Below are 20,991 nucleotides of genomic sequence, written 5' to 3'. Positions count from 1 at the left end.
ATTGTTATTCTTTCTGTATCATTCCTGTTTGTTTCAGATGATGGTCTGCGATCAATGTGAGTTCGACGAACTGTTCCACCGAAAGCTGTTCGGGGCGTTTGTCGAAGATAGGAAGCGCATAGTCCGGGCAGTCTTTGCCCAGCAAAGGCTTCATTGAATTGCGTAGGGTTTTGCGGCGTTGATTGAAAGACGTTTTTACCACTGTCTTGAATAGCTTTTCGTCGCATCCCAGTTCTTTCCGGTCGTTCCGGACCATCCGGATAACCGCGCTTTTCACTTTTGGGGGCGGATCGAAAACTTGTTCACTGACAGTAAAAAGATATTCCACCGTGTACCAGGCTTGCAGCAGGACACTCAGGATACCATATGTTTTGCTTCCCGGTCCGGCTGCCAGACGTTCAGCGACCTCTTTCTGGATCATTCCGGAACAACACGGGACATGCTCTTTATAATCGAGTACTTTAAAGAATATCTGACTGGATATATTATAAGGATAATTTCCGATCACGCAGAACTGGCCGGGGAAAAGTTTCGCCAGGTCCAACCTGAGGAAATCTTCAGCGAGGATACGTCCTTCGAGTGCCGGAAAGTTCTGTTCCAGGTAATCGACTGACTCCATATCCAGTTCCACAACTGTCAGGTCGTGACCCGCCGTCAGCAGATACTGGGTAAGCACGCCCATACCCGGACCGATCTCTAAAACCGGTAAATCTTTGTAGTCCGACAACGTGTCTGAAATACGCTGTGCGATCTGTAAATCCTTCAGGAAGTGCTGTCCTAATGCTTTCTTTGGCTTAACTAATCTCATCCGGTTATTCGATCTAAAATGTTTGTATTAAAATATAATGCTTATCTTTGCGGGTGCACAAAAATACAACAAATAATTTAAAGTATCCTACGTAGAATGAATTTTAAGAGTATCCTACAAACGTTTGTCAAGATATTTTTACCCTTAGGTTTTGGCTGTTTGTTGCTGTGGTTTCTGTATAGCAATATGGATGTCAGCGAGATATGGCGCGTAATCCGTGAAGGGGTGAGATATGATATAATACTGGTTTCTTTGCTGTTCGGTTTGTTTGCCAACGTGGTCCGCGGATTGCGTTGGGGGTTGTTGATCTCCTCTTTGGGTGAACGCTTCAAGATGAGTAATATCATTTATGCCGTGCTGGGTAATTATGCCGTGAATATGGTATTGCCGCGTGTCGGGGAAGTATGGCGTTGCGGAATCATCACCAAATACGATAAGATTCCTTTCACCAAATTGTTCGGAACCCTGCTGATCGACCGTGTGAGCGATACGATCGTGGTCGGAACGATCACTTTGCTGATCTTTATATTCAATTTCGACTTCTTCATCAGTTTCTTTGCACGCAATCCGGCGTTGCTCGAAGGCTTTCAGAAAATGTTCGATTCGATATGGATTTACGTAGGTGCAGTAATTTTAGTTGCCGGAATTTGGTTTGTTTTCAAATATATGAGTAACTTTACGCTGGTTCAGAAAGCAAAGGCGTTGTTGCTGAATGTATGGGACGGAATGAAGAGCATCTGGCTCTTAAAGCAGAAAGGTCGTTTCGTCTTACAGACACTGATGATATGGGGCGGTTACTTCTGTTATTTCTATATCACGTTCTACGCTTTTGACTTCACCCGCGATTTGGGGATAACGGTCGGACTGATCGCCTTTACCATGAGTAGTATCGGGGTTGCCGTCCCTGTACAGGCAGGTATCGGAGCCTGGCATTTTATGGTGATCGCTACATTGGTTTGCTTCGGTGTCAACGAGAATGATGCTGCCGCTTTTGCCCTTGTGGTTCATACAGTACAGACAGTCTGGACGGTGTTATGCGGTTTGTTCGGTATTGTGGCTTTGCCGCTTACCAACAGAGATAACAGCAAAGAGCTGGCAGTAGAACAATAGAGACTGCCGACTGTTAAAAAAATCCGTTTGTTATCCTTTTTATAGAATAAGTTTGTTACTAATATATTATTAATCATGTTGACAACAGGCAGTTGCAGTTTTATCTGTCAGCAGTCATTTGCCAACTTTCAACTTAGAAACTATGTCAGCAGAAATCAAGAATCTTTCCCCGCAGCATGTCTGGGGTTATTTCTATGACCTTACACAGATTCCACGTCCTACCGGACATATGGAAGCAGTAACTCGTTTTGTGGAAGCTTTTGGAAAAGGATTGGGATTGGAAACCCTACGGGACGGAATTGGAAACGTTTTGATCCGTAAACCGGCTACTCCCGGAATGGAAGATCGCAAAACAGTTGTCCTGCAGTCTCATTTGGATATGGTTCCCCAAAAAAACGCCTCTGTAAAACACGATTTTCTGACTGATCCTATTGATGCTTATATAGACGGTGATTGGGTAACAGCCCGCGAAACGACATTGGGTGCCGACAACGGTATCGGTGCTTCGTTGGCGATGGCGGTGCTTTCAGATACGACTATTCAGCACGGACCGATCGAAGCTCTTTTCACCATTGACGAAGAAGAAGGAATGGACGGCGCTTTCGGTTTGAAATCCGGTTTCCTGAAAGGAGAAACATTGATCAACTGCGACTCGGAAGAAGAAGGTGAACTGTTTGTCGGTTGTGCGGGCGGTGCGGACCTGAATATTTCGATCCAGTTTAAAGAAGATACGTATATTCCTGAAGGCGATGTGGCTGTAAAGCTGAGTCTGACAGGGCTGAAAGGCGGTCACTCCGGAGTGGATATCCATCTGGGACGTGCCAATGCCAATAAACTGATGTTCCGCTTCCTGAAAGAAGCCGTTTGCGATTACGGGGCACGCTTGTCTTCTATCGACGGCGGTTCGTTGCGTAATGCGATTCCGCGGGAGGCGTTTGCTGTGATCACGATCCCGGGCGACAATGTGGAGGCTTTGTGGGAGTTGGTGGCTGATTATCGGGATATGTTCCGTGAAGAATATGCCGGTATTGAGAATAAGATTGACTTTGTGGCGGATATGACTGATTTGCCTGCTACATTGATTCCGGAAGAGATTCAGGACGATATCATCAATGCGATAGAAGGTTGTCAGAATGGCGTGATCAGCATGTTGAACGATTTCCCCGGCACGGTGGAATCTTCATCCAACCTGGCGATTGTCAGGTCGTCGAATGAATTGATCGAAATAAAGATATTGGTGCGCAGTTCTTCCGAGAGCCGTAAAGCATCTGTATGTTCCAGCCTTGAAAGTGTCTTCTCTCTGGCAGGTGCGAAAGTAGAATATGGCGGTGCTTATGGCGGATGGCAGCCGAATATCAATTCTCCGATCCTGAATGTGATGCAGAAGACATACGAAGAGTTGTTTGGAAAGAAGCCGTCGGTAAAAGTAATGCATGCCGGTTTGGAATGTGGCATCATCCAGGAGTCTTATCCTGCCATGGATATGATCTCTATCGGACCGGACCTGGAGCATCCGCATTCACCGGACGAACGGGTGAATATTCCGTCTGTACAGAAAGTTTGGGATTTCATCGTGGCTACGCTGGCGCGGATTTGATAAGAAACAGGAATATCTTTTTGTTTTTTCATTATTAATGGAGTCACCTAAAAGATAAACAAGGTTTATTCCTTGAAAATAAATAGATAGAGAGGTGATGCCGGGGTTATTTCCGGCATCACCTTTTTTTGTTTTCCTCCAGTTGTTATTCTTTTTATCGTTAATAGCTTTTATGCGGAACTTTAAGCCTAAAGCTCTATCTATTTAATCTTTTTCCTGCTGACTTTTGTTTTTGTAATATTATTATTCCTAAAATGTAAGGTATGCTTTATATAAATGTAAATATCTAGTTGCAAATATGTAACGTATGCCTTACGCTTATAAAGTATAGGAAAAATGCCCTAAATAGTCCTATGTTTTAATCTTGGTTTTAAGGGGGATGGATTTTAATTGTCGTATGCTCCGTAACAATGGCATTGAAGAGTGGTGAGTGACGCCATTGTTCTATTACGGCGTCATCTATAAGACGTTGAATAACAGTTGATAATATGTAATAGATTAGTTGTGATGCCACAATGGGGAGAAATAATATATAATAATGTACGCACGTACATTGAAATATGCATGTTTGTAGATATATAAAATAGAGGTAAATTGGTATATACTTTGAATAATAAGGAATGTACGGTATTATGAGTGACTAATTTAAACGTTCCTTTATTCTCGCCAGCAAAGTTACTAGATTCTTTTTAACTGCCAATCTTTTTCAAAATAAAATTTTCTTGCTTATATGCTTTCTTATCAATTGAATAGCAAAGTTAGTACGAAATTACAACTTTCAGTTACAAAGTCCTAAATGATGACGAGAAAAAAGGAACGTTTAAACTCGTCATTTGTATTTGGGCAGTTTAAACGAGCCAAACGAGAAGGACTTTTATATACACTATTATTAATATTAAATTTATTGATTATGAACAAAAAGTTTTCTACGCTTATGATGGCGGGTATGCTGGTTGCAGGTTCGTCGTTTGTTAGTGCTCAGGATGCTGTTATGCTGAATGGGAAACCACTGAAGCTGGTTGAAATCAAAGCCGATGATTCTCGACAGATGGATAATGTTATTCTTCTTCGTGATGGTGGTACAATTGGTGAGATTGATGAACAAGATCTTGTTATTTTGGCTACAAAAGACCAAAATGGTACATTAACTTATACGGTAAAAAAACTTAGTGAGCTTAAGGATGCAGGAAACGATGATGCTGAAGATGCTGCTGTTTGGAATATCAAAGAGCATATAATGGGAACTCCTGATGCTCCTAAATATTATTATAGCTTACAAAGTGCTAATACAGGGGACTTTGTGACTATTAGTACCAAGGGGGGACAGTATTCCGTTGTAACTGAAGCTGGAGGCTCGTACACTTCTGCGACTTATCATAAAGATGATAAAGGTACTTACTTTGCAACTTATGATAATATTTGTGCGCGTTTTAATCAAAAAGATCCCCTTTATTATCAACCGGCTAGTTGTGGAGCAAATAATTTCATGGTGGAAGAAGGTAATACTACTGATGTAAGTGGCGGTATTGGTGTTGGTGGCGGTACATCTGCAAGCCTCCTTATTGTTACTATGGAAGATAGAGTTGTTGATGTAGTCGATGAACTGAACGACCAGAAAGGTGGTAAAGGCTTCCAATTCACATTCCCTGATGGTGAAACGGTAATCGACAACATCTTCAAAGACTTGGATTTGAGAGCTTTCAGAGTGAAGTTGGCTGGTGCACAGGCTGCAACTGGTGACTCTATCGGTTGGGAAGACCAAAGTGGTAACTATTTTGAAATCCCGGCAGGTATCTATTTGGCAACAGGAGATTCTTGGAAAGAATTGGCTAAAACAGAAGAAGGAAAAGCTATTCTGGAAGATAACATTATTGATAACGCGGCCGAAAAGGAATTGTTCCAAAAAATGACTTTCTTGGCTATCGATCCGCAGGACTTCACTACAATCACGAATACAAAACGTGAAGATGGTAAAGGTTTTACATTGACTACTGTGAAAGGTAGCGACATGAATTACTATGATGCTGAAACGGCTAAGAATAATGAAAAGTATAACGCTAATATGGACTCCAAAAAGGATGAAGTATTCGTTGGTAACGCATGTTTCACAATCACAGAAATCAACCCGTTGTCAAAGAATGACGAATATAGCTTGTCTGTTGCCAATGCCCGTTTGGATAAGAAAGGTGATGACAAACATGAATATTTCAAAAAAGTCACTATTGGTAAAATACCTAATACCAACAACGACAATGTTGATACAACAGAAGAATTTGTTTATCTGGTAACTAACGGTAACGCTGTAAAAGTAAAAGCTGTTCCTTCAACAACTATCGCAGACGTGAAAGAACTGTTGAACAATGATGCAACTCCGGCTATCTATGCTATCAAGTTTGTCAGCGGTGCAGAAGAAGCTGCCAATGAAGAAGTTTCTGAGTATGGTCAGTATCTGACCCTTGAGTCTAATGGTAGCTTTACATTTGCTGCTATGCCAAGTGTAAACGACGGAGCTAACGAAAACGATCCGTTGTATCAGTTTGTTGTTACAGGTGTTGCTGATAATGATGATGACGATAACTATGAAACTGTTAAGATTACAAATCGTCTGACAAAAGCGTCTGTATCGGTAGTACTGTATGATGAAGAAGAACTGGGTGAAAATGTTTATACAATTTATCCGTCGCTTCCTGATGGTTTGACACGTGATCAGAAATTGCAGGTGGCTTATACGGAAAATGGAAAACTTGTTCTGAAAGATAAAGAAATCAGAGGTATGCAGGTGGAGTTGATCAAGAAAGAAAATGTAGATAAATTCGCTACATTCGAAACTGCCCAAAGCGAACAAGGCTTGTTTACTTTCGAATTCGCTAAGACCGCTGAAGCTGACGATAGATTGTATGCTGCCGTTCCGAGAGATAAAAAGACTGGTGAATACGACTTTACAAAAGCTGCAAATGGAGTTGTAACCTCTAAGACTGCTGACCAGTTTGAACTGATTCGTGTAAAGAAAACTGCAGCACCCAAAGAAGACAAAGTATCTTATATCCTGAATGACTTCATCTATATCGCAAACGATAGAGTTGTAACTGCTCAGACTAAGAAAGATACTGTTGCTTTCTATTCTTACAATATAAGACTGTTTGCACCGGATGAAACTGATGAATATTATCTGAATACAGGTAACTTATCAAAAACAGAAGCTGAACACATTATCAAATACAATGTAGATGGTTCTGTATCTGTATTTGCAACAACTACCCCTGCTAACAATTTCCAGAGTCCTCGCTCACAAAATGTCTTGTTAGTTAGTTCGGAGTTGCAATCTGGTGAAGTTGCAGAAGATGAAAACGTAGATGTTCGTGCATGGGTATATGGTTATTATTATGACTATCAAGTTATGGCAAATATGCCGGTTAAGACTTTCTTAGTTGCAGAAAAAGTATATGGTACATTGAATCCTGTTCCGCAGGAAACTGAATTCAACGAAAAAGACGGTTTCGGAGCTCTTTATATGAACGAAGATAAAAACGGTATTCTGAATCCGTTCGATAAGATGACATTCAGATTGGATACAGTAGATACAGATACGAATGTTCCTTCATTCTATATCTCTAAAAAGGTGGATAATGCTCGTCACTTCCTGTATTTTGCAAAAGACTCAGCTGATAGTAAGCGTGTAACCAATTGGCAGAAGTATACATTTGCCAATGGTAACGACAAGTATCAGACGCGTCTGATCTTTAAGGCGGCAGCCGGTATCAACTCTGATACTTTGCAGACTGTAGTCGACGGTAAGCAGACTAAGGTTGCAGAAAAGGCAAATAAAGTAACTGGTGTTGTAGGTGGTTTGAACAACTTCAAATTCCAGGTAATTGAATCAGGAGATGAAGATGGTACGTATGTAATTCGTAACAAAACTAACGGTTATTTGATCCAGATCAACAACCAGCTGACATTAGGTTCCGACATTGAAGGTGCCACTCGTTTCTTGGTTGATCCGGACGAAACAGTTGCTAACGAAAACATTAACACATCTTCAATCAAGGTTGTAGCAGCTAACGGCGCTATCATTGTGAAGGGAGCTGCCGGTAAGAATGTTGCTATCAGCAACGTACTTGGTCAGACAATTGCTAACATAGTTGTTTCTTCTGATGAAGCTACAATCTCTGCTCCTGCCGGTGTGGTTGTAGTTGCTGTCGAAGGCGAAGCTGCTGTTAAAGCAATCGTAAAATAAGAAATAATTTATAATCAAAATAATTCTAAATTGTTTACCATGTGTTGTAAGGACATCCTTACACAAAGTACCCCGTGAGGGCGAACAGGTGGTAGATATTAATACTAAAGTAATGAAATAAAGTTCTTCTGTTCTACCTCTGTGAAGAGAGAAGACAGACAAAAACAGAGCCCGGCGGAGTTTATCTGCCGGGCTTTCTTATTATATAAAATCCCCGGTAAACTAGCTAAGAAAGAAAAAAGTTGTACTTTTGTAAGCTACATTAATTATGAATAAGAATAATGGCTAATGATGAATTAAAACAAGCCTGGAAAATTCCTGAGCCGACGCTTCGGAGACTACCTTGGTATCTTGCTTTTCTGAAACTGATGAAAGGCAAGGGAGAGACGTTTGTATCATCTACCCAGATTGCTAAAGAAATTAATGTAGATCCCAGCCAGGTGGCGAAAGATCTTTCGTTTGTAAATATTTCGGGGAAAACCAGGGTAGGTTATGATATTTGCGCCCTTGTTGATGTGTTGGAAGATTTTTTGGGTTTTACTGCACAACACAAGGCTTTTTTATTCGGTGTCGGTAGTTTGGGAGCAGCTCTGTTGCAGGATACCGGGTTGAATCAGTACGGACTGGAGATTGTTGCCGGCTTTGATGTCCGCAAGGAACTAGCAGGTACGGTTGTGAATGGTATTCCGGTTTTCCATTTGGATGACTTCCCTGCCAAACAGAAAGAGTTCGGGGCGACGATAGGTGTTATTACCGTGCCTGTAGACAAGGCACAAGAGGTGACTGAACAGATTATTGCCGGAGGTATCAAAGCGCTGTGGAACTTTACCCCGTTCCGTATCCGTGTCCCGGAACATATTGTGGTACAGAATACTTCCATGTATGCCCATCTGGCAGTCATGTTTAATCGTTTGAACTCAATTAATCACTGAAATGAAGATTATAGCAGTAGGAATGAATTATGCAGAGCACAATAAAGAGCTGCATCATTCGTTAGAATTATCGGAGCCTACTATCTTTATGAAATCCGACTCCTCCCTGTTGAAGGATGGAAAACCGTTTTTTATTCCCGATTTTTCTTCGGAAATACATTATGAAACGGAGATCGTTGTAAAGATAGACCGGCTGGGTAAGAATATCGCCGAACGTTTTGCACATCGTTACTATAATGAAGTAACTGTCGGTATCGATTTTACCGCCCGTGATCTGCAAAGAGAGCTGCGTGCGAAAGGATTACCCTGGGAGATCAGTAAAGCTTTTGATAATTCGGCTGTTGTCGGAACGTTTGTACCTTTGGACAGAGTGGGGGATATCAACCGTATCCCGTTTCATCTGGATATAAACGGTCAGAAAGTGCAGGAGGGAAATACCTCTGATATGCTTTTCCCGGTCGACAGGATTATCGCTTATGTGAGCCGTTTCTTTACCTTGAAGATAGGTGATTTGATTTTTACAGGAACACCGGCAGGTGTGGGACCCGTTAGCATCAATGATCATTTGCAAGGGTATATCGGTGAACAGAAGCTACTTGATTTCCATATTAAATAATGGACAATTAACAATTGATAATTGATAATTAATAGATGGTACAAATAATTGTCAATTGTCAACTGTCAATTGTCAATTGAAACAAGTATGTTACGACTATTATATACATTCATAATAAGTATCTGCTTTTTTACTTCTGTCTGGGCGGATGGTAGCAAATATGCAGCCAGCTCTGCTTTATCGTCCGGGAAATGGGTGAAAATACAGGTCGAAGACCGGGGAATTTATAAACTGACATATGCAGACCTTCGCGGGATGGGATTTTCGGATCCGGCTAAGGTTTCCGTACACGGTTACGGCGGTTGTATGCTGGACGAAAATTTCTCGAATCCGTATATAGACGATGTGCCTGCCGTGCCAGTCTGGCGTGGTGACGATTATCTCCTGTTCTATGGTTGCGGTGTTATCAACTGGACGTACGACCAGGAATCGAAGAGTTTTGTCCATACCAATAATCCCTATTCTGATTACGGCTATTACTTCCTGACGGATGCGACTGCAACGAAAGAGATGGAATCAGTGGCTTCTGCTGCCGGTGCCTCTTTGAAGGTGACGACGTTCGACGATTATCTGTTACATGAAAAAGACCTGGTCTCTGTGAATAATTCGGGACGGGAACTTTTCGGGGAAGCCATGGATATGACTCTTTCCAGGGATTTCTCATTTACCGGTATAACGGGTATAACCAATGATGACGGCAAGGTGACCTTGCGTTTCATCGCTAAGCCGATCACCGGTACGGGTAGCGTGAGCATGAGCGTAGACGGAGAAAAACTGTTGGAGCGGACCATCGCTAACGCAAACGGGAAATACGATACGTATGTAATGGCGCGTCCGGTTTATCAGGTAGTGGATTGGAAAGGAGATAAAAGTTCCAGTGTAAAAGTGAATGTAAGATACGGGAAACTGGGAGATAAGAATGTTCATCTCGATTTTATCCGTTTGCAGATGAAGCGGGAGTTGCAGCCTTATGGTGTCTGTACATTCTTTCGTAGTTTGGCTTCTGTTAACAATGCATCTCGTTTTACGGTTCAGAACGCCAATGCGAACACCTTGGTTTTCGATGTGACGGATAAGTTGAATCCGAAACGGATGGAAACGGAACTGAGCGGGAGCGAATTGACTTTTTCCATCCCTGCAGGAACGCTGAGGGAGTTTGCTTTGGTACAGAGAAACCAGACGTTCCCTACTCCGAAAGTGATCGGTGAAGTGGCAAATCAGGATTTGCACGCATTACCGCAGACAGATATGATCATTATCGCTCAACCGGGATTGGCTTCGCAGGCAGAACGGCTGGCTGAGGCTCACCGTACACGCGACGGACTGACTGTACAGGTGGTTGCACCGGAGGCTATTTATAATGAGTTTTCGAGCGGTACGCCGGATGCTACTGCCTATCGTCGTTTCATGAAGATGTTCTACGATCGTCGGACTTCGGAGGCCGATGCGCCCAAGTATCTGCTTCTTTTCGGAGATGGCGCGTTCGATAACCGTTTCATTACTTCTAGCTGGAAGAATGTAACGACAAGTAATATGCTGCTGACCTATCAGACGGAAGAATCGCTGGATGAAGAATCTTTTGTGATCGACGATTATTTCGGATTTTTGGATGACAGCAACAATGGCAAAGGATTAAGCTCTATGAGGCTGGATATCGGTATCGGTCGTTTCCCAGTCCGGACGCAGGCAGAGGCGAGTAATATGGTGGATAAGGTGATCAGTTATATGGATAATAAAGATACCGGATCCTGGAAAAACAATGTTTGCTTTGTCGCAGACGACGGAAACAGTGCTGACAGTTATATGACAGATCATGCAAGTCAGGCTGACCAGCTGGGCGAATATATCAATGAAAGCCATCCGGAGTTCCTTGTCAATAAGATTTATTTCGATTCTTATAAAAAAGATGTTTCGGCCGGATTGGCTACTTATCCGGATGTGAAAACGAATATTCAGAAACAACTGAAGAACGGTTTACTGCTGATTAACTATACCGGACACGGTAATACAACTTCCTGGAGTGATGAAAAGGTACTGACTGAAAGCGATATTACGAAATCAACTTATAAACGTCTGCCTATCTGGATCACGGCGACTTGCGACTTCTGTCGTTTTGACGCTCCGGTTACTTCTGCCGGCGAGCAGGTTTTCCTGAATAAGGTCAGTGGCGGTATCGGTCTGTTTACGACAACCCGTGTGGCTTATTCTTCTCCCAACTTCACGATCAATCAGATGTTGATCCGGAATTTGTTCGAGAAAAAGAACGGACGCCGCCTGACACTGGGCGAAGTAATGAAACAAACCAAGCGGGATTTGAGTGCAAGCCGGTATAAGCTCGGATTCTCCCTGATCGGTGACCCGGCGTTGAAACTGGCTTATCCGGAATACCGGATGCAAGTGACGACGATAAACGGTAATCCGGTAACAGACGAGCCGGTCGCTTTTAAGGCATTGCAAAAGATTACAGTGGAAGGCGAAGTACTGAATGCGGATGGTAATATTGCTACAGACTTTACCGGTTTGCTAAACCCGACCGTACTGGATAGCCGTGTTTCTTACGAAACATTGGATAACAACAAGACCGGCAAGACATTTAAATATACGGATTATTCAAATATTCTCTTTGTCGGAAACGATTCGGTTCGTGCTGGAAAATTCAGCTTTACCTTTACCGTTCCGAAAGATATTTCTTATTCGAATGAATTCGGAAAGATGAACCTGTATGCTTCGGATGAAACGAATAACCTGGAAGCACAGGGGGCTTATCTGAATTATCGTGTCGGAGGTACGGATGATAATGCGGAAGACGATTCCGATGGACCGGAGATACGTTCCTTGTATATGAATGATTCTACATTTGTAAGCGGCGGTCCCGTTAATACGACTCCGTTCTTTGTGGCACGTCTTTGGGACAAGAGCGGCGTGAATATAACCGGTAGCAGTATCGGACATGATATGATGCTGATCGTTGACGGCGATCCGTCACTCAGCTTCAACCTGAACAGTTATTATGAGCTGATCCCCGGAACGGATGGAGAAGGTATCGTGAAGTATCTGCTTCCTGCCCTGGCACCGGGTATGCATACTGCTGAGTTTAAAGTGTGGGATATTCAGAATAATTCTACTACCTACGATTTTGAATTTGAAGTAGTGGAAGGATTGAAGCCTTACCTGCTGGAGTTGACGGCAACACCGAGTCCGGCACGCGAACAGGTAGAGTTCCACTTGTTCCATAACCGTCCGGAAAGCCAGTTGACGGTTGGTATTATGGTATACGATATGATGGGGCGCCTGCAATGGAAACATCAGGAAACCGGAGCCTCCGAACTGTTCAAATCGTATACGGTAACCTGGGATCTGACGAATAACAGAGGAGGACGTCTTCGTCCCGGCGTATATATCTATCGTGCGGCAATCAGTAGCGGAGGTTCTAAAGAAGCAACGGATGCAAAGAAATTAATAATCCTCGCACAATAAAGTAAGTCAAAATCAGTTTATATGTTCGTAAGGTAACTTTTCGGTTCCCTTGTTTTTAACAGATATAGTATGACAAAAGAATTAAAAATCAGTACACTTATAGTTGTAATCAGCTTTTTGACAACTTTTACGGCGTTACATGCCGAAGGTGATAAGGCTAAATTTGCTCCGGTTAATACGGCAGTACCTTCACTGTCTATCGCTCCTGATGCCCGTGGTGGTGCAATGGGTGACAACGGTGCTTCGACTACTCCCGATATAAACTCTCAATATTGGAATCCGGCAAAGTATGCATTTATGTATAGTAAGGCGGGAGTATCTTTGTCATATACTCCCTGGTTGCGTAAGTTGGTAAACGACGTGGCTTTGGCGAACTTGTCGGGATATTATAAGATTGGCGACAGTGATTTGCAGGCGGTAGGTGCTTCTCTACGTTATTTCTCTTTGGGAGACGTTCCCTATAATCCTATTAGTGGAGAATCGACCGGCGGTTATTCTGTAAGTCCGTATGAAATGGCTTTCGACGTAAGTTATAGCCGTAAATTATCAGAGTCTTATTCAATGGCTGTTGCCATGCGTTATATCCGTTCCGATATGGGATCGGATCCTTCCGATGAAAGTCGTGTGCCTGGTAATGCCTTTGCAGCGGATATCGCCGGTTATCTGGAGAAATATGTAATCTTGGGTAACAGCGAGTGTTTGTGGAGTTTCGGTTTTAATGTATCAAATATCGGTACGAAGATATCTTATGACGGTGGAGAACACAATGAATTTATCCCGACGACTCTTCGTGTGGGAACTGGTTTGCTGTATCCGATCGATGATTTTAACCGGATCGGTCTGTACCTTGATCTGAGTAAATATTTGGTTCCCAGTCTGCCTTATCTGCGTGAAGGGTATACAGATGAAGAAAAGGAAGAATACGACAAGAAAAAGGAAGAGTATAGAGATGTATCCGGTATTTCCGGTATCTTCAAATCTTTCGGTGATTCACCCGACGGGTTCAAAGGAGAGTTGCAGGAAGTAATGGTTTCTATCGGTGCAGAGTATAGCTATAATGACCAGTTCTTCGTTCGTGGAGGTTATTTCTATGAAAATGCCAATAAAGGTAACCGTCAGTATTTCTCTGTCGGGGCCGGTTTCCGTATGAGTGTATTCCAGTTGGATGCCGCTTATCTGGTAAGTACGGTTCAGAGTAACCCGTTGGACCAGACGCTTCGTTTCTCTCTGTCGTTCGATATGGACGGAATCAAGAACCTGTTCAGATAATATCAATATGAAGATACGTGTAGGTTTCGGTTATGATGTGCATGCCCTTGTTCCCGACCGTGAGTTGTGGATGGGAGGGATACGGATAGAGCATACATTGGGTTTACTGGGACATAGTGATGCGGATGTACTGATACATGCCATTTGTGATGCGCTCCTGGGGGCTGCCAATATGCGTGATATCGGTTATCATTTTCCTGATACGGCAGGCGAATACAAGAATATAGACAGTAAGATATTATTGCGTGATACAATGAAGCTAATACGTGAAGCCGGTTATGAACTGGGAAATATCGATGCAACCATAGCCGCTGAACGTCCGAAGCTGAATCCGCATATTCCTGCCATGAAACAAACGCTGGCTGAAGTGATGCAGGTAGGCGAGGAAGATATTTCCATCAAGGCTACAACGACAGAAAAACTGGGCTTTACCGGACGGCAGGAAGGTATTGCTGCGTATGCTACTGTACTGATTCAGAAGTAACCGTGTTTTCGTGATGAACTTCACAGGGGATTGTGAACCAGAAAGTACTTCCTTTCCCCTCTTTCGATTCCACGCCGATCTCTCCGTTCAGGCGTTTTACAATCGTCATACAGATAGATAATCCCAATCCTGTTCCCTGAATAAAATTGTCGAATTTGGCAAACCGCTCGAATACGTGCGGGATATTTTCATCGGAGATGCCCTTTCCCGTGTCGGTAACATAAAAGCGCAGTCCGTCTGTTGTCTCTTCGTATCCCATTTTGATACTTCCTTCCATGGTGAATTTGCAGGCATTGGTCAGGAAGTTGGTTATGACTTGTGTTAAACGGGTCTTTTCCGAGTAGATGAAGCAAGGTTGTTCCGGGATGGAATATTCCAGTATAACCCCTTGTTTGGTTCGGCTCTTGAAAGTTTGTGCCAGTGTGGCAAGCAGCGCCGATACATCGATATTGGTAAAGGTGAATTCCAGTTGGTCGGCTTCTATCTTTGATAAATCCAGTATATCGTTGATCAATTGTAGCAATAGCTCGTTGTTGGTTTCTATGATCTGGCAAAATTCGGCAGTATCTTCCGGACTTTCCGAATGGGCGATCAGGTTGGAAAAGCCTACGATTGCGTTGAGCGGAGTGCGTATTTCGTGGCTCATATTAGCCAGGAAAGCAGATTTAAGACGGTTGGCTTCTTCTGCTTTTTCTTTTTCCCGTCGTTCTTCCTCCCGTTTCAGTTTTTGGAAATAGAGGCGGAAACGCAGTACGGCAATTGTTATCAGCAGGCAGATGATGGCAAATCCGCTGAATAGATGTATCTTGTATTTTTGGAAAAAGGTAGGCGGCTGCTGGTAGTAAATAGCATTGATCGGAAAATGGGATGGTTCGATGCTGTGGCTCAACAAATGCTGATAGTTCAGATGTGTATGAGCTGTTCCTCCGATATGGGTTAAGATGTTTCGTGCCTCTGTCCCCTCCAATATCAACCGGACAGTAGCAATAACGGACTTGCTGAAGTCATTTTCTGAGATGTAATGTCCGCCCGCAAAGTTTCCGGTTTCGATATTCAGGTCTGCTAAAATATATACCGGCGGTTGGGAGAAGCTGTTGGTCATCTTTTGTACGTTGTCTATTAGATAATGGTTTTCATGCGTGTTTTTGAATATGAACCAGGAGTAATAGATAATTCCAGTTTCTTTTCCGCAAAGGCTCAGGCTATCCAGTAGATTTTCGGTAGAAAGAGCCGGGGTGGAAAGTATTTCCAGTTTCAGATCAGGAAAGTCTGCCTGCATTGTTTTTGAGAGCTCTTTTTGGGTGTATAAACTGATATACCGGTTGTCCCTGATAAAGACTATTCGATTCAACTCGGGCTGCAGTTTCTTAATTGTTTCAATGGTCTCTTTTATGTATAGAGGCTGGACTAACCTGGTTGCATTATAGCTTTTCATCTGATCTTCTGTATAAGCCATGTGCTGAATGGTCTGCAGGTCCCTGTCCAGCAGATATTCTATTTGTGTCGGGATCAGCTCTTGTGAATGGCAGATGATAGTAGAAACGTTTTTCCATTCTTTATCGAAAAGAGGTTGACAAACCAGCCACGCCGGGTCTCCTATACAAACGATCACTTTAGGGGGGACAGGGTATTTCTTTCGTAATAATTCAACCTTCTTATTTACGTCTGTCGTGTCTCTCATGGCAGGGATAGAGAGTTCTTCCCCTTTTACGGATATGCTCTCTTCGGCGAAAGTGTTATTGATCGCCTCATAAATACCTTGTGTCCATACTTCGCTGAAGTTTATGGAGTGTACTACCAGGATATAATCGTCTTTATCGTGTGGCAAGGCATACAATGAACGACTGGTTAATAGTATCAGGTATACTATGAAAAAAAGTCTTTTCATACGCACAATCATGAAATTTTACGACGCTATGAAATTCAGTCTATTTCAAGCAAAGATATGTATTATTCTTTGTAATCTTGCTTATCCCGCCGTTAATTTGTAGTTTTGAACCGAATAAAATTGAATAGATTATGAAGAATAATGACTGGAAAGACCGTTTGGGGGTAATGTATTCCACCAATCCGGATTTTCAATATCATACAGGAGATGAGGAAGAGGAAGATACACTTCCCAAAGAAAAGCAATTGTTACGTATTTCACTGGATAAACGCAATCGGGGAGGTAAAGCCGTAACATTGGTTACCGGCTTTCGCGGCATGACCGACGATCTGGAAGCATTGGGCAAGTTCCTGAAGGTCAAATGCGGTGTCGGAGGTTCTGCTAAAGACGGCGAGATCATCGTACAGGGTGATCTGCGTCAGAAAGTACTTGAGATATTACAAAAGGAAGGCTACACGAAAAGCCGCGTCATATAAGAAATAAAATAGTATGCTGACTGTTTACAGAGCTTCGGCCGGAGCGGGTAAGACCCATAAACTGACCGGTGAATACTTGACCCTGTTGTTTGCCGGGCCGGGAGCTTATCGTCGTATCCTGGCGGTAACATTTACCAACAAGGCTACCGATGAGATGAAAAGCCGTATTGTAGAGGAACTTTACAATCTCTCGTCCGGCCGGAAGTCCGACTATGTGGAATCATTGTGTTCCACCTATTCATTGACAGAAGAACAGGTACGTAAACAGGCAGCCAAGATATTGATCGATATCCTTCACGATTATTCAGCGTTCAATATAAGTACGATCGACCGCTTTTTCCAGCAGACCATGCGGGCCTTTACCCGTGAGATCGGTTTGCAGGGCGGTTACGGAATCGAGATGGACCAGGAGCTGGTGCTGACTACCGCTGTCGATAATCTGCTGGCAGATTTGGAGAAACCGGAAAGTAAGGAACTGTTGGGCTGGTTGCTTCGTTTTGCCGAGGATAAAATAGAGAACGGCGGAGAATGGAACCTCCGTAAAGACATCATGTCGCTGAGCCGTGAAGTGTTTAAAGAAAGCTATAAAGCTTCCAGTGAAGAAGTGGCGAAAGATATCCGTGACAAGGAAGCACTCGAAAACTATAAGAATGAACTGTTCGGTATTATCCGTTCGGTAGAGGCTGAAGCGAAACGGTTAGGTGAAAGCGGACTGGCCTTGCTCAGTAAGTATGCCATCCGTACAACCGATTTTAAAGGAGGAAGCCGTTCTCCGCTTACCTTGCTGGACCGCCTGGCTAAAGGCGAAATGAAAGAGCCGACTGCTACTTTCATCGGTCTGGCTGATAACCTGGAGGGCTGTTTCACTAAAACGACTCCGCTGGGGACGCGCCAGATTATCGGCTGTGTATTTGAAGAGGGGCTGAATGATTGCATCAAGAAGATCATCGCCCTGTTCTCCAACCTGACTGCTTATAATACCGCTCGCGAAATTGTCCGTTATTATTATACATTGGGAATCCTGACGGATGTCTCCCGTCAGATCGCCTCTTACCGCGAAGATAAGAATGTCATGCTGATCGCCGATACGACGGAACTGTTGAATAAGGTGATCGGCGGAAGCGATGCCCCGTTTATCTATGAGAAGACCGGTACACATGTGGATCATTATATGATCGACGAGTTTCAGGATACCAGCGGTATGCAATGGAATAACTTCCGTCCGCTGATAGAAGAAAGTTTGGCACACGACCGTACCAATTTGATTGTGGGAGACGTGAAGCAGAGTATCTACCGTTTCCGTAACTCCGACTGGAAACTGCTGGACCAGCAGGTGCAGGCAGACTTTCCGGCAGAGGAAGTACACGAAGAAACATTGAAAGAGAACTGGCGCAGTTGCCGGAATATCGTAGAATTTAATAATACATTTTTTACCGCTCTCCCCGGTGTCCTGCAAAGCGTTTACAATGAAACGCTGCTGACCTCCTCGTTGAGTGAAGAGCAGCGCGCTGCTTATCTGACGAAGATCATGTCCGCTTATACGAAAAGTTATCAGCAGGTACCTCCGCCTTTTCAGCAGAAAGACGGTCATGTGAAGATTGAGTTCCTGACCGGTGATGAAGAGAAAGACTGGAAGGAGGAAGCCCTGGAACGTCTGCCCGGTGTGGTCGAACAGTTGCAGGATAACGGCTATGCCTTGAAGGATATCGCTATTCTGGTCCGGACCAATATGGAAGGCGCGATGGTGGCGGATAAGCTGCTATCCTATAAGGAAGCCAATCCGTCCGACCGCTATCATTATGATATAATCTCCGATGAAGCCCTGTTTGTCAGTGGATCGCCGGCTGTCCGTTTTATGATTGCCCTGCTTCGTTATCTGCGGAACCCGGAAGATAAGATCAACGAACAGACTGCCTTGTATTCTTACCGGATCCTGAAAGGGGCGGAAGAAGAGGTGAACCATTCGGTAGCTTATTCCGTCAACACATCCGAAAATGTATTTCCTCCGGAGATGGTTGCTGAGTTACAAGCTCTTTCCCGTCAGTCGTTGTATGAAATATCGGAAGGACTTTTCCGTCTCTTCTCCGGCGATTTTCAGGCGAATGAGCAAGTCTTTGTTCAGGCATTCCTCGATATGGTATCCGAGTATACCCAGAAAGAAAGTGCCGACCTGAGCCGCTTCCTTAAATGGTGGGATGAAACGGGATATCGTAAAACAATAGCGACTCCGGATGCACAGAATGCTATCCGTATCCTGACCGTCCATAAATCGAAAGGTTTGGGATTCAAAGTTGTTATTATCCCCTTTGGCGACTGGGAGATAGACCATAAACCCAGCAAGCCGGTTATCCTGTGGTGCAAACCCGAAACGAAACCGTTCAACCGGCTGCATCTGGTACCTGTCCGTTATAGTCAGTCGCTGGGTAATACCATCTTTGCGGAAGATTATTTCCGTGAACGTCTGCATGCCTTTATCGATAACCTGAATACGCTGTACGTAGCCTTCACCCGTTCCAAAGACGAACTGATCGTGTTTGCTCCCCGCCCGAAAAAGATTAAAGAGGAAACCGGTGAGATTGAAAAGATCTCTTCCATGGCAGACGCTTTATGGGCAGGTCTGTACGTGGAAGTACACGATACCCGGGAAGGAGATACACTGGTCTCTTTGCCTTCCTCTTTTGATACTCGGACAGGTGTTTTTGAATTGGGTAGCTGGTGGCATCCTTCTGCAGCCAAATCGGATGAAGACAGTCCGGAAGAGATCACGATGGCACGTATCAATTCGATTTCCCCTGACGACCGTCTGCAGCTCCGTTTGCATGGAAAAGGCTTTTTCTTCGATAATGCCCGCCGCAAGCACGGCACATTGATGCACGAAGTACTGAGCCAGATACGTACCCGGAAAGATATCCCCTCTGCTGTCGAAAGCTACCGCCTGGCAGGTATCATAAACAAGGAGGAAGCCGAATCTTTGGTTATCCGTCTGGAAGAGTTGCTGAATACACCGGAAGTTTTCCCCTGGTACGACGGTACGGCACGTGTCTTGAATGAAGTCGATATCCTCTTCGGTAAAGGACTCTCCAAACGTCCCGACCGGGTCATGATATCGGATGATAAAGTGATCGTAATAGACTATAAATTCGGAGAGATACAGGATAAACGCCATCATAACCAGGTGAAGAATTATATGAAACTGATCAATCAGATGGGATACGAGAGGGTAGAAGGTTGCCTTTGGTACGTGGAGCTAGAGAAAATAGAGGCAATTAAAAATTGAGAATTGAGAATTGAAAATTGAAAATTAAGAGTTTGGACAATAATTTTCAATTCTCAAATTTCAATTCTCAATTGTTTTTGTTATTCCGTAAAAATGAATACTTTTGCAAATTGAAATAGAAACGCAGCTTTAAAGGAAGAATGAAAGTACATAAAGAAGGGACTGGCCTGTTACTTACGTTGTTTACGGTATTATTTGTCGTGAATGTCGCATTATACCATACCGTGGGTAAGGGGATACTGTTCTATACTGTTGCTACGATTTCAACCATTCTTTTTCTGCTGATCCTGAATTTCTTCCGTAGTCCGTTCCGCCGTTTCCCTTATGATTCCGAAGGATTGGTGATCGCACCTGCCGACGGTACGATCGTGGCGATTGAGGAAGTGATGGAGAACGAGATCCTTCATAGGCAATGTTTGCAGATATCTATCTTTATGTCCGTGTTCAATGTGCATGCCAACTGGTTTCCGGTAAACGGGACGGTGAAACATGTCTCTCACAATAACGGACGATTCATGGCAGCATATTTACCGAAGAGCAGTACCGAGAATGAACGATCGGCTGTTGTCATTACTACCAAGAACGGAGTGGATGTGCTGGCACGTCAGATTGCAGGGGCACTTGCCCGGCGTATTGTCACCTATGCCAAGGTTGGAGAAAAATGTCATGTGGATGAACAGATGGGTTTTATCAAGTTCGGGTCGCGTGTAGATGTTTATTTGCCGGTAGGGACAGAAGTGCTGATCGAAATGGATCAGAAGGTAACCGGTAACCAGACACCGATCGCGCGGTTAAGCAAATGCCCGTGTGAATAGAATCCGGA

The 20,991-nt window shown here is 43.7% G+C and carries 13 protein-coding genes; 11 read left to right on the top strand and 2 right to left on the bottom strand.

Annotated features, from left to right (window positions below; translation table 11 throughout):
* Positions 1–4 precede the first annotated feature (4 nt).
* Positions 5–808, bottom strand: coding sequence for a 16S rRNA (adenine(1518)-N(6)/adenine(1519)-N(6))-dimethyltransferase RsmA (gene rsmA, locus DXD68_RS08675; protein ID WP_122361255.1), 804 nt, complete (start codon positions 806–808; stop codon positions 5–7).
* Between the two features lie 96 nt (positions 809–904).
* Here rsmA and DXD68_RS08670 point away from each other — a divergent pair, with 96 nt between their 5' ends.
* The 8 genes from DXD68_RS08670 (at position 905) to ispF (ending at position 14,527) form a co-directional block, all read left to right on the top strand.
* Positions 905–1,918 carry a lysylphosphatidylglycerol synthase transmembrane domain-containing protein gene (locus tag DXD68_RS08670; protein WP_122361254.1) on the top strand — a complete coding sequence of 338 codons (1,014 nt, stop codon included), beginning with the start codon at positions 905–907 and terminating at the stop codon, positions 1,916–1,918.
* Between the two features lie 142 nt (positions 1,919–2,060).
* On the top strand, positions 2,061–3,515 hold the full coding sequence (locus DXD68_RS08665) for an aminoacyl-histidine dipeptidase (RefSeq protein WP_122361253.1): 1,455 nt from the start codon (positions 2,061–2,063) through the stop codon (positions 3,513–3,515).
* A 910-nt stretch (positions 3,516–4,425) separates the two neighbouring features.
* Positions 4,426–7,749, top strand: coding sequence for a DUF6383 domain-containing protein (locus DXD68_RS08660; RefSeq protein WP_147382986.1), 3,324 nt, complete (start codon positions 4,426–4,428; stop codon positions 7,747–7,749).
* A 281-nt stretch (positions 7,750–8,030) separates the two neighbouring features.
* On the top strand, positions 8,031–8,681 hold the full coding sequence (locus DXD68_RS08655) for a redox-sensing transcriptional repressor Rex (RefSeq protein WP_122361251.1): 651 nt from the start codon (positions 8,031–8,033) through the stop codon (positions 8,679–8,681).
* 1 nt (position 8,682) lies between these two features.
* Positions 8,683–9,297 carry a fumarylacetoacetate hydrolase family protein gene (locus tag DXD68_RS08650; protein ID WP_122361250.1) on the top strand — a complete coding sequence of 205 codons (615 nt, stop codon included), beginning with the start codon at positions 8,683–8,685 and terminating at the stop codon, positions 9,295–9,297.
* Positions 9,298–9,384: 87 nt separating this feature from the next.
* Positions 9,385–12,774: a type IX secretion system sortase PorU gene (gene porU, locus DXD68_RS08645; protein ID WP_122361249.1), complete on the top strand. Its 3,390-nt coding sequence runs from the start codon at positions 9,385–9,387 to the stop codon at positions 12,772–12,774.
* Positions 12,775–12,843: 69 nt separating this feature from the next.
* Positions 12,844–14,043, top strand: a complete 1,200-nt coding sequence (gene porV, locus DXD68_RS08640; RefSeq protein WP_122361248.1) for a type IX secretion system outer membrane channel protein PorV — start codon at positions 12,844–12,846, stop codon at positions 14,041–14,043.
* Positions 14,044–14,050: 7 nt separating this feature from the next.
* Positions 14,051–14,527: a 2-C-methyl-D-erythritol 2,4-cyclodiphosphate synthase gene (ispF, locus tag DXD68_RS08635; RefSeq protein ID WP_122361247.1), complete on the top strand. Its 477-nt coding sequence runs from the start codon at positions 14,051–14,053 to the stop codon at positions 14,525–14,527.
* Here ispF and DXD68_RS08630 read toward each other — a convergent pair.
* A complete protein-coding gene (locus tag DXD68_RS08630) occupies positions 14,505–16,415 on the bottom strand; it encodes a sensor histidine kinase (RefSeq protein WP_122361451.1) in 1,911 nt (636 codons plus the stop codon). The genes ispF and DXD68_RS08630 overlap by 23 nt on opposite strands.
* A 131-nt stretch (positions 16,416–16,546) precedes the next feature.
* Here DXD68_RS08630 and DXD68_RS08625 point away from each other — a divergent pair, with 131 nt between their 5' ends.
* From DXD68_RS08625 to DXD68_RS08615, 3 genes are all read left to right on the top strand, one after another.
* The gene (locus DXD68_RS08625; protein WP_122361246.1) at positions 16,547–16,891 is read left to right on the top strand and encodes a translation initiation factor; all 345 of its coding nucleotides are present in this window, start codon (positions 16,547–16,549) and stop codon (positions 16,889–16,891) included.
* 13 nt (positions 16,892–16,904) lie between these two features.
* Positions 16,905–20,168 (top strand): UvrD-helicase domain-containing protein, encoded by a 3,264-nt coding sequence (locus DXD68_RS08620; protein ID WP_122361245.1) that lies wholly within the window; start codon positions 16,905–16,907, stop codon positions 20,166–20,168.
* 140 nt (positions 20,169–20,308) lie between these two features.
* Positions 20,309–20,983 carry a phosphatidylserine decarboxylase family protein gene (locus tag DXD68_RS08615; protein ID WP_122361244.1) on the top strand — a complete coding sequence of 225 codons (675 nt, stop codon included), beginning with the start codon at positions 20,309–20,311 and terminating at the stop codon, positions 20,981–20,983.
* The last annotated feature ends 8 nt before the right edge of the window (positions 20,984–20,991 follow it).

Origin of the sequence: Parabacteroides sp. TM07-1AC, assembly GCF_003480915.1 — a bacterium.
GTDB lineage: Bacteria > Bacteroidota > Bacteroidia > Bacteroidales > Tannerellaceae > Parabacteroides > Parabacteroides chongii.
This window is presented reverse-complemented; position numbering and strand designations above follow the sequence as displayed.